Below are 13,345 nucleotides of genomic sequence, written 5' to 3' on the forward strand. Positions count from 1 at the left end.
CTAGAGGGTCTCCTAGACCCCGAATCCGCGATCTACCAGCGGTCTAGCGCCTAGACCCTGTCTGCGAGAAACCCTCGAAACCGGCCCTGAGCCAGCAGCGCGTCGGCGGGCACGGTCGACCATCGGCCCAGCGCGGTAAGGCGGGCCGCCAGACGGTCGGCTGGGTCCATGCACTTCACCCTAGTTGTCCTGCGAGTTCGCTTCCGCTCCTCCCCCGGGATGACCGTCATCCGAAAGTTGCATGCGGGCGTGCGACTTTCGCCGCTGGCCCGCAGGCGTGCCGGGCTGCCAGCCTCGTCGGACATCCTTTCCGGTTGAGGAGCTTTCGCATGTCCTTTGTCATGAAAAACACGGATCTGGCCATGGGGGCCAAGGCCAGCGGTTCGTCCGCTGTCTCCAAACGCCCGGCGACCGCCGTCTCGAAAGCCGCGGGCAAGGTCGCGGGGCTGGCCGTGCTGGTGCTGGCGGTCTCCCTGCCCACGGCCGGCGCCGATGCCGACGCCGACGCCGGGAGTCCAATCGGAGTGAGCCTGCCCGCGCCCGGCGGCCCGTATCCGGTGGGGACCGTAGTCATGCGGCTGGTCGACCGCTCGCGGCCCGATCCGCTGGTGGCGGCCAAGCCGTACCGGGAACTGATGATCAGCCTGTGGTACCCGGCGGCGGGCGGCGGGCCGCTCGCGCCGCACATGGCGCCGCTGGCCGCCGCCGACTGGGATCGGCACTCGGCGCCACCCCTGGGCATCGCCAAGGGCGCCGTCGCCTGGGCCGCCACGCGCACCCATGCCCGCGTGGGCGCGCCGGTCGAGCCGCGTGCGGGCAAGCTGCCGGTGGTGCTGTTCGGTTCGGGGGACGGCGGCCCGCGTACGCTGGGCACCACCCTGGTCGAGGACCTGGCCTCGCGCGGCTACCTTGTCGTCACCGTCGACCACACCTACGAGGCCGACCAGGTGGAGTTTCCCGGCCGACGCCTGGTTCGCGCCCTGCCGCTGCCCGCGAAGCTGACGCCGAAGGTCATCGCCAAGCTGCTGGCCAAGCACGCGCGGGCGCGCTTGGCGGACATGCGCCACGTCCTGGACCAGGTCACCGCCCTGGCCCACGGCCGCCCGATCGGCGGCAAGCTGCCCGAGGGGATGCTCGGCGCGCCCGACGCCTCGCGGGTGGGGGTGCTGGGACAGTCGCTGGGCGGGTCGGTCGCCGCGCAGCTGACCCGCGACGACCCCCGCGTGGACGTGGGCGTCAACCTCGACGGCGCCTATGTCGGGCCGGTGGCCACACGCGGTGCGACCAGGCCGTTCCTGCAACTGGCGGCCGAGACCCACACGCGTGACAGCGAGCCGAGCTGGAAGTCGTTCTGGCGGGCCTCGACCGGGTGGAAGCGGGAACTGCGCTTCAAGGGCGCGGCCCACGGCTCGTTCACCGACCTGCAACCGCTGCTGCCGCAGATCGCGGCCAAGCTCCCCACGGTGCCGCTCGCGGACTACGTGGGCACGATCGATCCCGGCCGTTCGGTGGCGGCCCAGCGCGTCTATATCGGAGCCTTCTTCGACCTGCACCTGCGAGGCAAGCCGACCCACCTGTTCGACGCCCCCGACACCCGCTTTCCCGAGGTCTCCCTCATCCCCTGACCCCGTGGTCCCCGGCTCTCCGGTCAGGTGGCTCGCAACCGGGAGCCCCGCACCATCGTCGCGACCCCACGTCGCCACCCGGCCGGAATCAGGTGCGGGCCCGGAGGTACGGGGCACGGACCCGCGAGTGCCTGTGCCGGGGATCAGGACCGGGACACCGCTGTGAGCTTCGCGATATCGGGGGCGTAGACGGCCATCCAGTGCGGATGCAGCCGGTAGTAGACCACGTCGTTGTCCCAGTCGAAGGCGCCGTCGCCGTAGAAGTCCTTGAAGTACGCGAGCAGGTCTGGCCAGTCTGGAGCGGACTCGCCGTCCTGGGGGTTGAGGATCTCCACCGTGCCGTGCGTGAACACGCCCAGGTCCTCCCCGCGCATGTGCGCGACGCTGGCGGCCGGACGGGCGGCGAGGTGGCGGGCCTTGGCGGCGCCGCGCGCCGTGCCGAAATGCCACTTGCCGTGCAGGAAATGCCCGTCCACACCGCTGATCCGCGGCTCGCCCTTCGCCGTCACACTGGACAGGGCGAGAGTGCACATGCCGGTGAGGACCTGGGTGAGTTGCTCCGCGGTCAGGGTGCGCTCGGTGACGATCGAGCGGAGGTGCGAGGTGGAGCGGGAGAGGGAGGCTTCAAGGAGGGCCTGGAGCTCTTTGAGCTCTTCTGGCGTTTCGCGCATTGGGATCCTTATCTATCCGTAAGACCGGTCCACGTCCGTCATCGACGCCGACCAGTGGACCCATCCTCGGTGCAAAACCCGACACCTTGTGTCGTATTTCCTCACTAGTCTTGCGGACCGTGGCCCCGAGCAACTGGTCACCTTCCCCGTGCCACCGCTCCAAAGTAACGCTCTGCAATAGCGCACGTTGGTGGTCCACGAGCACAAGCGGCCTGGACCTGGCCCCGCTGGCCGAGCAGCCGAAGGCGGCCGACGTCGGCCTCGAGTTCCTCACCGGCGACGTGCAGGGATCGTGCTCACTGTGCCGGCCGCGTTGTCGGGAATGGAACGCGAGTACATCCGCGACCGCATCCTGGAGGACCAGGAGTCGGCCCCGAAGGCGCGGCAACCCATGGCCGGTGTCACCCGTGCCGGTGCTGGACCCGACGGGGAGCGGGAGAACTCGCGGCTGGAGCATGTATGCGCGAACCAGCGTCCGGGGAGGCCGCTGAGCCCCTCTTCCGGAATCGTCATGCGCGCTGCCACACAAGGACGATCGGGATATGACGGTTGCGAAGCAGGTGGTGACCTTGGAGCATCTCCTTACCGACGCGTGCGACGTTCCGGGAGTGCCTTGTGGTCATCGATGATCTTTTCGAGCCGGAACTCGCCCTCTGGGAGGCCTTTCCCGCAGCGCGTCCTGTAGCTCTTCCCGGTGCCCCCGTTCGGGCCGAGATCATCGCAAGACTGCTGCTCGGCGCCCGGGAACGCCTTCCGGGGCAGACGCCCGGCGTGCATCTGTCCGGAGCCAGGATCACCGGTCGGCTGGACCTGTCGTACGCGGAGGTTCAGCACCCTCTGATCTTGACTGAGTGCGATTTCGAGCAAGCGCCGGTCTTCACCGGAGCCCGCGCCGGCCTGATCGACCTCGCGGCGTCCCGGTTACCCGGGCTGCAGGCCGCCGACGCCGTGGTCGGCGGGGGCCTGCGCCTGGAAGGGTGCCTGATGGACGGCCCGGTTCAGCTCGGTGGAGCGCACGTGTCCGGGACGCTGGATCTCCGCGGCACGGCGATACATGCAGATGTAGCCGTCCATGCCGACGGCCTGACCGTTGACCGGGATCTTCTGTGCGCGAACGCCGTCATCGACGGTGAGTTGCGCATCGCGGGCGCCAGGATCGGCGGGACGATGACCCTCGATGGCGGGCAGGTCGGGCGGTCAGGCCGCTACGGCCTCACCGCCGAGGGCGTCATCATCGACGGCGGGTTGACATGTGGTCACGGCTTCCTGTCCTACGGCGAGCTGAGCCTGCAGGATGCCAGGGTGGGACGCCGGTGCGCGTTCAGCGGAGCTCGGCTCTCCAACCCCGACGGCGTCGCCCTGAACGCGGAAAGACTCACCGTCCAGGGTGGGCTGTTCCTCAATGAGGGCTTCGCCGCCGAAGGCGAAGTCCTTCTACGCGGAGCCCACGTGACTGGTTCGCTCTCGGTCGCTCGCGCGACCCTTGTCAATCCGGGAGGACGCGCGCTGAACGCGCCGCTGATGGAGCTCGGCAGCGGACTGCAAGCCACACCGGGCTTCGTGGCGACCGGAGAGGTCTTCCTGGACTCGACGCAGGTCCGCGGATCGGTCAACGTCGACGGCGGGAGGCTGTCCAACCCAGGTGCGACGGCGCTCTCACTGCGGCGGCTGGGGGTCACCGGCAGGCTCAGCTGCAGCGAAGGCTTCAGCGCCGACGGAGAGATCGTGCTCATCAACGCCAAAGTCGAGGGTAGCGTGCAGTTTCACGGTGCTGCCCTCAGCAATCCCGAGGGGCGGGCTCTGGCCCTGTGGGAGGTGATCGCGGGCGGTGGCGTCGACTGCTGCGAAGGCTTCACGGCCAAGGGAGCCCTCTCGATCAGGGATTCCCGGATCGCCGCCACACTGTGCTTCGAGGAGACCACCCTCGACGGTGACCTTCACCTACGTGGCGTCGAGGCGGCTGCGCTGAAGATCGGGCCACAGACCGTACTGCTCCGCGCCGCCGACCTTCGCCACACCCGAGTCGGCGTGCTCGATGACGTTCCCAGCCGGTGGCCTGCTCACCTGCTGATGAATGGCTTCACCTACGACAGCCTGGAGACCCCCCTGCCAGTCCAGGAGCGTCTTGACTGGCTGGCCAAGGAGGCCTACCAGCCCCAACCGTATGAGCAGCTGGCCACCGTCTACCGCAATCATGGTCACGATGCAGCCGCCCGGGACGTGCTGCTGGCCAAACAGCGTCGCCGCCGGACGCGGCAACAGCTCGGGGCACGGCTGTGGGGGCACCTGCAGGACTGGACCGTTGGGTATGGCTACCGGCCGTTCCGTGCCGCGCTCTGGCTCGCAGCTCTTCTCCTCATTGGCACGGTCGATTTCACCGTCGATCAGCCGCCGGCCTTCAAGCCAGGCGAGGCGCCTCCCTTCAACGCCTTCCTCTACACCCTGGACCTGCTCCTGCCGATCATCAGCTTCGGACAGGAGACCGCCTTCGGCCCGCACGGCTTCCACCAGTGGCTCGCCGCCGCGATGATCACTGCGGGATGGATCCTTGCCACGACCATCCTGGCGGGCCTCACTCGCGCACTCTCCCGCCAATAGCCCTGAGACGCGGTGCTGGCCGCGATCACTCGAGTCGACCTGACCGCGACGGCACCCCTCAGCCGGAACTGCTCGATCTGGGAATGTCGATCCAGCGGGCGGCTGCGTCGAAGGTATCCGTCGGGGTGCTGTTGAACGCGATCGCCGCGTTGGGAGCGTGTCGTCGTACCAGGTTGATGACCTGCTCGAACAACTCAAGCTGATCTTCGGATTTCCGTACGCCGCCGCCGATGACGACGCATTCCCAGGGCCGCGCGCGCAGGGTATGGCTGACGATCGTTTCCACGTCGTCGCTGCCGTCGAGGCCGAACAGGCAGGTCTCGACGCCGACGCCGTGCTCGGCGAATCGAGCCATCCCGACCTCGATTGCGTCCGCTACCGGCTTCGGGTCCCAGGGCCCGGGAACCCGATACGGGTCAAGGCCGATCACGAGGACGCGGGGTACCAGGGCTGTTGTGTCCACACCCGGGACCTTACGTCACAAAGGTGGCCGCGCGCGGCTATGTGGGCTGCAGTCGATCGCAGAGGCGTAGGCCCGGCGGGTGTTGGGGTTGACGACCCGTGCGGTCGACAGGTACTCCTCACTCTCTCAGTGGGGGTGGCGGCGGGCTCGCTCGGGATGCGCAAGCTCCGGCTTGCCGTCATCGGCTTCATGGTGGCGCTGCCCGGCGTTGCGGAAACGGCGGCGCCAGCTGCCTGCCCGGTTCGCACCAGGTGGGCCAGAGCGTGGGATATCCGTTCATCTCATGGTTTGACACCAAGGGGTTGTCGAGGATCCAGCTCTGGTGGTCACCGCGTTGCAAGAGCAACTGGGCCCGCGTCGTCCAGGTCATCGAAGGCCCGGAGACGGGCTGGTTCCTGATCGGCATCCAGCGTAAGCCGTGCAACGGCTGCACCCTCGACTACCCCATGAACGACTATGGGCACCTGACGGGCGTGGGGTCGGCGTGGATCAGCCCCATGCTGTACGCCGACAACATCCAGGCCCGTGCCGGGATCACTGAGGGCAGCACCTGGGACTTCGGCGAGTGGTACTGAGCTCGCCGCCGGATCGGCCGGTCTGCGACAGCTCAGCGTCGATCTCATACAGCCGCCGGCGTTCGGCGTCCGGGAGCTGCCGGAACTCGGGGCCGGCCAGGAACTCGGTCTGGATCTCGGGCTTGAGCTTGCGCAGCAGCGCCACGGCGGCGCGGTCGATGTCTCCGTCCATCTGCACCTCGGTCACCACGCCGCCCACGCCGTCGGCCATGGCGACGAGCGTGCCGGGCGCGTACCCGCCACGGGCCGGGGCCGACAGCGTGTCGAGCGTCTGTCGGGCACCGATGACGCCGGCGAACGTCCGGTGTCGCGGGTTGTGCGTCACTCCTGGTCGCCCTTGCCGAACACGTGCAGATGGTGCTGCTCCCAGCCCATCGCGACCTGGATCACCTCGTGCAGCTGCTCCAGGGTCGCGGTCGACGGCACGTGGACGCGCCGCCAGATCGGCGGGTGAACCCCGCGCAAGGTGACCTTCAGCTGGTAGATGGTGCCCGCTGTGCCCATGGCGGCCCTTCCCTCGGTGTGCAAGGCGGCGATGGGCGCCACGGTAGTGGCGCACCGCGCAGGTCAGGAGAGTCCCCGGTTGGCCATCTACGCCGGATGATCGGTGCACTGCGCCGTTACCGGCGGGTAGCCGCCGTGCTGAGCACCCGCTCACCACCGGCTTCGGGTGCCGGCACGACCGGACAATCGTGACGTACGCGTGACAAGGCGGGCTGATCTGCGGACCTCCCGGCGCGGTCTAACAGAGCATGACGCGATGGGGGAAGATCATGGTGCTGTTCACCGGGGCGACGCTGGTGGCGGGTTGCTCCTCAACCGTTGCAGGGGGATCGCCGCCGAAACCGGCGCGAGCCTCGCAGGCCGCCGTCGCCAAGGCGCCCACGGCGGTCGCCGAGACTCCTCCGGGCCTGCGCGCGCTCCCGCGCTCCGGGGTCGGCCCGGCCACCTACGCCTATACCTGCGGCATTGAGGCCGCGGGCGGGACGGCGGGCGCGTGCGGGCACTGGCGCCTGCTGTCCCGTGACGGCGGCCAGTGGTACCTCCCCGAGGCGCTCGGCGACTACGAGACCGACGGTCAGGGCGGTGACACGGCCCCGCTGGCGATCAGCCCGGACGGTCTGCGCATCGCCTACTTCCAGGCGAGCGACGGGCAGTTGGTCGTGCGCGAGCTCGCCAGCGGCGCTATCACCCCGATGCGGTACGCCTTCACCTGGGACATCGCGCAAGAAGTCCGCGCCCCCAGCCTGGACTTCCTGGGCAAGGGGGCATGGCTGGTGATCTCCAACCTCACGCTCGAGGACGAAGAAGAGGAGAGCGAGGTGCTCGCCAGGGTCGCGACAGGGCAGACCCGCGAGGACGGGCCGGGGGTGATCGACGTGGACGACACCGGCCCCCGGGTCACCACGGAGGTCGCGACGGACGCCGGGGTCGGCCTGCAGACCACTGGCGGCCCCCTCCGCCACATCACCGCAACGCAGCTCCACGACCCGCGCACCCTGAGCGGGTTCATCGCCCAGGACGGTGTCGCATTCGTCCTTGCCGCCAGGAACATCGCCGCGTGCGGCAACGACATCAGCCCGGACAAGCTGGTCACCGTCGACGTCCGTACCGGGAAGAACCTCTCGGTGGTCACCCCCAAGCTGCCAGGAGATGTCACCCAAGGATGGGGGATCGGGTGGTTGAGCCCACGAGAGGTGCTCGTGGGCGTCACACGCCGGCGGCCGGACGACACCACCGTCAGCGACACCTTCGCGATAGACATCATGACCGGCGCCGCCCGGCAGACCGGCCGGTTCGACGAGGCAAGGATTCGAGTTCGCGACACCGGGCTGGTCCCGGGCGGGGACGTGGTGGTCGGCGGCTACCTCGGGACCACGCCGTACCGGGCGGCCCGCGAGAAGGTCGTTCCTGTCAAGCAGGGCGGCTGTGAGTGAACGTCACGGCCGGTGCCGGGCCTCTGGCCAGGGTCACGGGCCAGTCGTTCGAGGCGTTCCTGATGCTGCTCAACCACGGGATGCACGGGACCCAGCGTCCGGGATGTCCACCCCGGACACCGCAGGTCAACGACGAGCTCAGCGGAAGTCGTCGCAGTGGTCGACGGCCCACTGGGCGTAGGTGTGCGCCGGCGTGCCGGTGATCTTTTCGGCGATGACGGAGGTCAGGGCCGGGACGCCGCTGGCGGCGGCCCACTGACTCACGATTGCCTCGGCCACGACCGGAGGCCATGTTCTGCCCATTTCCGCGCGAGCCTGCTCGTCGGAGACGTGTTCGATCCGGATGCGGCGGCCGAGGACCTCGCCGATGTACTCGACCTGCCGTTGCAGGGTCAGGGACTCGGCTCCGTAAATGGTGTATGCCTGGTGCGAGTGGCCCGGTTCGGTCAGGGCGGTCACCGCAAGCGCCGCGATGTCCTTCTCGTGCACCGGTGCCGACTGTGCGAGCGGATAGGGAAGACGGACGACGTTGTCCGTCCGGATCGATTCGGCCCACCAGGTGCGGGTGTTGGTCGCGAATGTCCCCGGCCTGAGGAACGTCCAGTCCATGCCGGACCGTTGGATGGCCTGCTCGATCGTGCGGTTCAGGCGGGGGACCGGGTGGTCGGCGTCGGGGCTCAGGACTGATACCGACGAGAGCAGAACCACCTGCCGGATCCCCGCGGCTGTGGCCGCCGCAGCGACCTTCTCGATGTCGTAGGGCTTCCGGGGGTCGAGCATTCCGTAAAGGAACACCCTGTCGGCACCGTCGAGCGCTGCGGGCAGCGTCTCGGGACGCTCCAGGTCGGCGGCGACTGCTTCCCACCCGGGTGTCAAGCCCGCGGCTGGGGTCCTGCTGACTGCTCTGACCTGCTCACCGGCGGCCAGCAGGCCATCAGCCACGTGACGGCCGACGTTACCGCGAGCGCCGAAGACAACTACCACCATGACGGGACCTCCTGTTGGTTGTGGACGTGAATGGCTGCACAGCCGGCGATGCCGTGGAGACCCACTTTCGCCACGGACATGTCGACAGTGCGGGACGTGTTGCTGCCACGCGGGTGACGGTCCGGCGTCAGCAGGCTTGGCCGTCGGCGATGATGTGGGGATCAAGTCGAGAGCCGGAGCCGCGTTGACCGGGCGTGGACGGGCGCGGGACATCGCTGCGCCGAACGGTCGACCGCGAGTGACGTAGGTGAGGGGTGAGGGTCTGTCGTTGTCGGCGCGAGCGCCGTAAGCGGGCCTCCGGTCGCCGGTCAGGGCTGGATGTTCTCCAGGTCCTCCAGGAGGCTGGGGTGCTTCGGCTCCCAGCCGAGGGTCTGCCGGGTGTGGGCGCTGGACGAGGGCTGGTCGTTCGCGAAGATCGGGCCGAGAGGGCCGTACGTCTGTGACGGCACCGACTCGACCGGCAGGCCCAGCCGTCGGCCGATGACCGCGGCGATGTCCCGCACCCGGTCCCCCTCGTCGGCCACGGCGTGCCAGACGCTGCCGGCTTCCGCCTGTTCCAGGGCGAGCCGGAAGAGGACTGCCGCGTCGAGCGCGTGGACGGCCGGCCAGCGCTGTGTGCCGTCGCCCGGGTAGCCGGACACCCCGGTCCGGCGTGCAATGCCGGTCAGCAAGCCGGCGAACCCGCCCGTGCCTTGGTTGTGGACCGTGCGTGGCAGGCGTACGGCCGTGCTCCGGACCCCGCGCGAGGCAAGGCTCAGGACCGCCGCGACCGCGCGAGCGCGACCACCGACCGGCCCGTCGGTCGGCAGCGGGTCGGCCTCGGTGGAGACGCGGCCAGGCATCTGGGGCGTACCCGAGACGGTCACGAAGGGGCGGTCGCTGCCGACGAGTTCCTCGCCGAGGGTCGCGAGGGCGGCACTCTCCTCGGCGACATTCTTCGCGAGGGCCTCGGGGCTGCTGAAGTCATTGCCGAATGCCAGGTGGATGACCCCGTCGGCCAGAGCGACGCCGGCACGAAGGACGTCCAGATCGGCGAGGGCTCCCCGGAGCGGCTCGGCGCCGGCCGCCTCGGCAGCGAGCGCGGACGCGTCGGAACGGGCGAGTGCGAGGACGGTGTAGCCGTTGCCGAGCAGTTCGGCGACAACGGTGGACCCGATCAGACCGGTGCCACCGGTGACGAAGACGCGCATGGAAACCTCCCCAAGTGATGGGACTCTTGTCCCGTCATACTACCGGGGTGACGGTACAAGAGTCCCATCACATATGCTGGCCCCATGGGTAGGTGGGAACCAGGCGCACGCGAACGCCTCGTCGTGGCGGCAGTCGACCTGTTCACCGAGCAGGGGTACGACGCCACGACGGTCGCGCAGATCGCCGAGCGCGCCGGGGTCACCAAGAGCACCTTCTTCCGGCACTTCCCCGACAAGCGCGAGCTGCTGGTGGCCGGACAGGAGACGCTGAGTCGGCTGCTGAGCGAGGGGATCGCTGAGGCGCCTGGTGACGCCAGCCCGCTCGAGGCGGTCGCTGCCGGTCTTGAACGCGCGTCGAGCGCGATGGGCCCCATGAATCGCGAGCTCGCCCCGCGCCTGAAGGCGGCCGTCGCCGCCAGCGTTGAGCTTCAAGAGCGTGACGCCCTCAAGACCGTCAGCCTCGCGGCCGCGATGACGAGCGCCCTGGTCGCCCGCGGCCTACCAGATCCGACCGCGGCCCTCGCGAGCGAGCTGGGCGTCCTCGCCTTCAAGCGCGGGTTCGCCGAATGGTCCGAGGGCGACCGTGACGGCAAGGACGAGCTCGCCGGGTACGTCCTGGCGGCCCTGGACGAGCTGCGTACGGTGAGCGCATCGCTGGGCTGATCGGACAGATCCGGGGTTGAGATGCCCAGGGACGGCCATTAGCGCTGTCCAGCAGTAACAAGGCGTTCCGGAAGCTGTGGCCGTACATCGCTCCAGGACGTCGGGTTGCGCAACGACTTTCGCAACGAGGGGTGTAGGGGCATGACGAGCATCGGAGCGAAAAGTCCCGTTAGCGGAGTGGAGCCGACCTTCCTACCGTGATTTTCCGTTCGTATGCGTCTAGCAAGCCTGTTTCTGCACGTCATAGCTTTGGGTGGGCGTCTCGGCTGCTACGACGCACGTGGCGTACGGCCTGGTGAGCTCGTGGGCGGCCGTTGGAAAGCACGGGCGATGAGCAGGGCCCGGCGTGCGCTGGTGGGGGCGTAGCCGCTCTGCTCTCGGGTGTCGTCCCGCGAGTCCAGCTCGACCGGGCCGTCGGCCTCGTTGACGCGCTCCAGTTGCAGGGCCTCACGCTCCAGGAAGTCGGCGACCTCCTCCAGGAACGCCCCGCTCTGCACACGCATGGCCTCTACAGCGGAACGGACCTCGGCGACCTCATCGCGGATCCGCGCGAGCCGCAGCTCATAGCGGACGAGGTCCGATACGAGGTAGTAGATCTCGTTGCCGTTCCAGTCGGTCCGCTTGAGCAGGGCCACGATATCCCCATCCCGCTCTCCCAGCGCCACTGGCCTCCAGAGGCATCCGGACGGTGAGTGTCGGTCCTGTGTGCAAGGCTATCCACGTCTTGGGCCGGGCGCCGTCTGCCGACCGGCAGCGCTTCGTTGGGAGTGGTGTCATGCTGTCGTGCGTGTTCGAGGACTCGTCGTTCGACGAGCGTGCGCTACCGGTGATTCTCGCCGTACACAGCGGCACACCTTCCGAGGACGAGCTGGAAGGTGCCGCGCTCATCGAGTACGACCCGGCGCCGGCGACGCTGGAAAGCACCGCGCGGTGGATGAGCATCCGGGACGACCTCACTGCGGAGGGTTTCACCCCGACCGAGATCCTGCGGGTCTTCCTCCGCGCCGTCTCCCTCGCATACAACATGCCGGGGCCGACGACGGAGATGCTCGCCTGGATGTTCGCCGAGGTATCAGGCACCGAGGTTCCCCGCGAGGTCTGTGAACACCTGATCGCCCTCGGCAGGGCTCCCGTTCCGCCGGGAGCCCGACGGTGGCATCTGGACCAGGCAGGTGCAATCGCGGCGGCCCGCCTGGCCTGCGACGATGATCTCGATCCGGGTTTCGACCGGCTGCTGGTGGAGGCGATCGTGCCGTTGCCGGTGGTCCGCGCGGCGCTCGCCGCGTTGCCAATGGAGCGTCGCGAGGCGCTGGTGCTGTCGACGATGGACCGCATGAACTTCGCCGCCGACATGCTCGGCTGGCTGCTGGACACCCGGGACCTGGTGGACACACCGGCTGTCGCCGCTGCGCGTACGAGGTTGATCAACCAGGCCCCCGGAAGCGACGGGATGCAGGCGCTCATCGCGGAGGAGTCGCGCGGCACGCCGCGTCCGCTCCATCCGCGCCCGACCCCCGCCGCCCGAAAGGCGCTCCAATACCTGCGAGACAAGCGCGCGGAGGAACGCCGCGCCGCGGACCTGGGCCCCCTCGCCGAACGTGCGTGGGAGCGCGCCATCTTCGTGGAGGCACCGGAACTGAGATCAATGGCGGCGTGGGAGGCGGCCGGCGAGCGGCGCCGGGAGCAGATCACCGACGCCGTCGTCACCGCCTTGGGGCCGGAGTTCTCCCTGATCGGACTGCGCTCGTTCGGCGGCTCGCCGGTCGCGGTGCTGTCGCGCCAGGGCGTACGGTTCTGCCTCGTGCCCGGCGGCGGTGTCGACGTCGGCCTCTCACCTGAGGAGGAGGCCGAGATCCGCCACGCCGCCGACCAGCGCGAGGAGTGGGAGGAGGACTACACGCTCCTCGACGAGCTGGACCTGATGAGGCCGCTGACACATGTGGAGGTGGGCCCGATGGTCGTCGCGCAGGCGCCGAGCCCGCCGCTACCACCGCACGAGGTGTCCGACGAACTGGAGAGGTCACCGCTACGGCTCCCCTCCGAAGCCGAGTGGGAGTACCTCGCACGCGGCGGTCTCGTCCACCGCCTCACCTACCGCGGTCCCGGCGTCCCCGACAGCGACGAATGGTTCGAGGCGACCGAGGCACTCGGCGTCGACAGCGCGAACATGTTCGGATTGTACGGGTTCGGCTTCCAGCCTGAGCCCTGCACCGACGTGTTCCGTCCCAGCCATGACGGCCTCCCCGCCGACGGGATCCCACGGTGCGGCGCAGGACCCCGCGTTGTCAAAGGCGGCGCCGCGTACTGCTACCCATGGCAGGGCTGTGGTGAATGGCACCTGCTGCTCTCAGCCATGCGAACCCCGCAGACGGCATGGGAGCACGCGCTCGCCCCCCGTTTCGTGATTGCGATCCGAACCGCCTGAACACCGCACAAGCGGATTTCGCCCGCTACGCCTCGTTTGAGGAACTGCTCGACACCGTAGGCCCGCAAAGGGTGAACACGACCAGCCCCGCGACCAGCAACTCGCCAGCATCCGCCGCATCTACGGCCCCGAGAAGGAAGCCTTCCACGTCTTCCATGCCGAGAACCTGGCGGCAGAAGGCGGCGGAACCTGGAAGACATACGCACCCGGT

At 69.0% G+C, this 13,345-nt stretch carries 13 protein-coding genes; 6 read left to right on the plus strand and 7 right to left on the minus strand.

All coding sequences use genetic code 11. The annotated features are described in order from the left end of the window. The first annotated feature begins 329 nt into the window (after positions 1-329). The gene (locus tag ABZ297_RS06260; RefSeq protein WP_355340232.1) at positions 330-1,625 is read left to right on the plus strand and encodes a lipase; all 1,296 of its coding nucleotides are present in this window, start codon (positions 330-332) and stop codon (positions 1,623-1,625) included. A gap of 143 nt (positions 1,626-1,768) precedes the next feature. On the opposite strand, the gene ABZ297_RS06265 is transcribed toward ABZ297_RS06260, so the two are convergent. Continuing rightward, positions 1,769-2,296 (minus strand): pyridoxamine 5'-phosphate oxidase family protein, encoded by a 528-nt coding sequence (locus ABZ297_RS06265; protein ID WP_355340235.1) that lies wholly within the window; start codon positions 2,294-2,296, stop codon positions 1,769-1,771. A 615-nt stretch (positions 2,297-2,911) separates the two neighbouring features. Between ABZ297_RS06265 and ABZ297_RS06270 the strand changes: the two genes are divergently transcribed. Then, a complete protein-coding gene (locus ABZ297_RS06270; protein WP_355340238.1) occupies positions 2,912-4,894 on the plus strand; it encodes a hypothetical protein in 1,983 nt (660 codons plus the stop codon). A 58-nt stretch (positions 4,895-4,952) separates the two neighbouring features. On the opposite strand, the gene ABZ297_RS06275 is transcribed toward ABZ297_RS06270, so the two are convergent. Continuing rightward, positions 4,953-5,357: a hypothetical protein gene (locus tag ABZ297_RS06275; protein ID WP_355340241.1), complete on the minus strand. Its 405-nt coding sequence runs from the start codon at positions 5,355-5,357 to the stop codon at positions 4,953-4,955. A 263-nt stretch (positions 5,358-5,620) separates the two neighbouring features. Here ABZ297_RS06275 and ABZ297_RS06280 point away from each other — a divergent pair, with 263 nt between their 5' ends. Beyond that, positions 5,621-5,932, plus strand: coding sequence for a hypothetical protein (locus tag ABZ297_RS06280; protein WP_355340243.1), 312 nt, complete (start codon positions 5,621-5,623; stop codon positions 5,930-5,932). Here ABZ297_RS06280 and ABZ297_RS06285 read toward each other — a convergent pair. Then, positions 5,892-6,257 (minus strand): hypothetical protein, encoded by a 366-nt coding sequence (locus tag ABZ297_RS06285; RefSeq protein WP_355340246.1) that lies wholly within the window; start codon positions 6,255-6,257, stop codon positions 5,892-5,894. The two genes, ABZ297_RS06280 and ABZ297_RS06285, sit on opposite strands and share 41 nt — an antisense overlap. After that, positions 6,254-6,436, minus strand: a complete 183-nt coding sequence (locus tag ABZ297_RS06290) for a plasmid pRiA4b ORF-3 family protein (protein WP_355340249.1) — start codon at positions 6,434-6,436, stop codon at positions 6,254-6,256. The genes ABZ297_RS06285 and ABZ297_RS06290 overlap by 4 nt, the downstream gene beginning before the upstream one ends. Before the next feature lie 248 nt (positions 6,437-6,684). Between ABZ297_RS06290 and ABZ297_RS06295 the strand changes: the two genes are divergently transcribed. After that, the gene (locus ABZ297_RS06295; RefSeq protein ID WP_355340252.1) at positions 6,685-7,869 is read left to right on the plus strand and encodes a hypothetical protein; all 1,185 of its coding nucleotides are present in this window, start codon (positions 6,685-6,687) and stop codon (positions 7,867-7,869) included. Positions 7,870-8,007: 138 nt separating this feature from the next. Here ABZ297_RS06295 and ABZ297_RS06300 read toward each other — a convergent pair whose 3' ends face one another. Together ABZ297_RS06300 and ABZ297_RS06305 are read right to left on the minus strand one after the other, a co-directional pair. After that, positions 8,008-8,856: an NAD(P)H-binding protein gene (locus ABZ297_RS06300; protein ID WP_355340255.1), complete on the minus strand. Its 849-nt coding sequence runs from the start codon at positions 8,854-8,856 to the stop codon at positions 8,008-8,010. A gap of 308 nt (positions 8,857-9,164) precedes the next feature. Next, complete coding sequence (locus ABZ297_RS06305; RefSeq protein WP_355340258.1) at positions 9,165-10,046, minus strand: SDR family oxidoreductase; 882 nt, start codon at positions 10,044-10,046, stop codon at positions 9,165-9,167. An 84-nt stretch (positions 10,047-10,130) separates the two neighbouring features. Between ABZ297_RS06305 and ABZ297_RS06310 the strand changes: the two genes are divergently transcribed. Further along, positions 10,131-10,709 (plus strand): TetR/AcrR family transcriptional regulator, encoded by a 579-nt coding sequence (locus tag ABZ297_RS06310; protein WP_355340261.1) that lies wholly within the window; start codon positions 10,131-10,133, stop codon positions 10,707-10,709. 269 nt (positions 10,710-10,978) lie between these two features. Here the strand turns inward: ABZ297_RS06310 and ABZ297_RS06315 are convergent, their stop codons facing one another. After that, the gene (locus ABZ297_RS06315) at positions 10,979-11,344 is read right to left on the minus strand and encodes a hypothetical protein (RefSeq protein WP_355340264.1); all 366 of its coding nucleotides are present in this window, start codon (positions 11,342-11,344) and stop codon (positions 10,979-10,981) included. A gap of 140 nt (positions 11,345-11,484) precedes the next feature. Here ABZ297_RS06315 and ABZ297_RS06320 point away from each other — a divergent pair, with 140 nt between their 5' ends. Then, positions 11,485-13,134, plus strand: a complete 1,650-nt coding sequence (locus ABZ297_RS06320) for a hypothetical protein (RefSeq protein ID WP_355340267.1) — start codon at positions 11,485-11,487, stop codon at positions 13,132-13,134. Positions 13,135-13,345 lie beyond the last annotated feature (211 nt).

The sequence above is a fragment of the Nonomuraea sp. NPDC005983 genome (assembly GCF_040614375.1).
Classification (GTDB): domain Bacteria; phylum Actinomycetota; class Actinomycetes; order Streptosporangiales; family Streptosporangiaceae; genus Nonomuraea.

Excerpts from the sequence above, each read along its gene's own strand:
- ABZ297_RS06290 (WP_355340249.1), bottom strand. The coding sequence starts at position 6,436 with ATGGGCACAGCGGGCACCATCTACCAGCTGAAGGTCACCTTGCGCGGG.
- ABZ297_RS06310 (WP_355340261.1), top strand. The coding sequence starts at position 10,131 with ATGGGTAGGTGGGAACCAGGCGCACGCGAACGCCTCGTCGTGGCGGCA.
- ABZ297_RS06300 (WP_355340255.1), bottom strand. The coding sequence starts at position 8,856 with ATGGTGGTAGTTGTCTTCGGCGCTCGCGGTAACGTCGGCCGTCACGTG.
- ABZ297_RS06320 (WP_355340267.1), top strand. The coding sequence starts at position 11,485 with ATGCTGTCGTGCGTGTTCGAGGACTCGTCGTTCGACGAGCGTGCGCTA.
- ABZ297_RS06265 (WP_355340235.1), bottom strand. The coding sequence starts at position 2,296 with ATGCGCGAAACGCCAGAAGAGCTCAAAGAGCTCCAGGCCCTCCTTGAA.
- ABZ297_RS06305 (WP_355340258.1), bottom strand. The coding sequence starts at position 10,046 with ATGCGCGTCTTCGTCACCGGTGGCACCGGTCTGATCGGGTCCACCGTT.
- ABZ297_RS06260 (WP_355340232.1), top strand. The coding sequence starts at position 330 with ATGTCCTTTGTCATGAAAAACACGGATCTGGCCATGGGGGCCAAGGCC.
- ABZ297_RS06295 (WP_355340252.1), top strand. The coding sequence starts at position 6,685 with ATGACGCGATGGGGGAAGATCATGGTGCTGTTCACCGGGGCGACGCTG.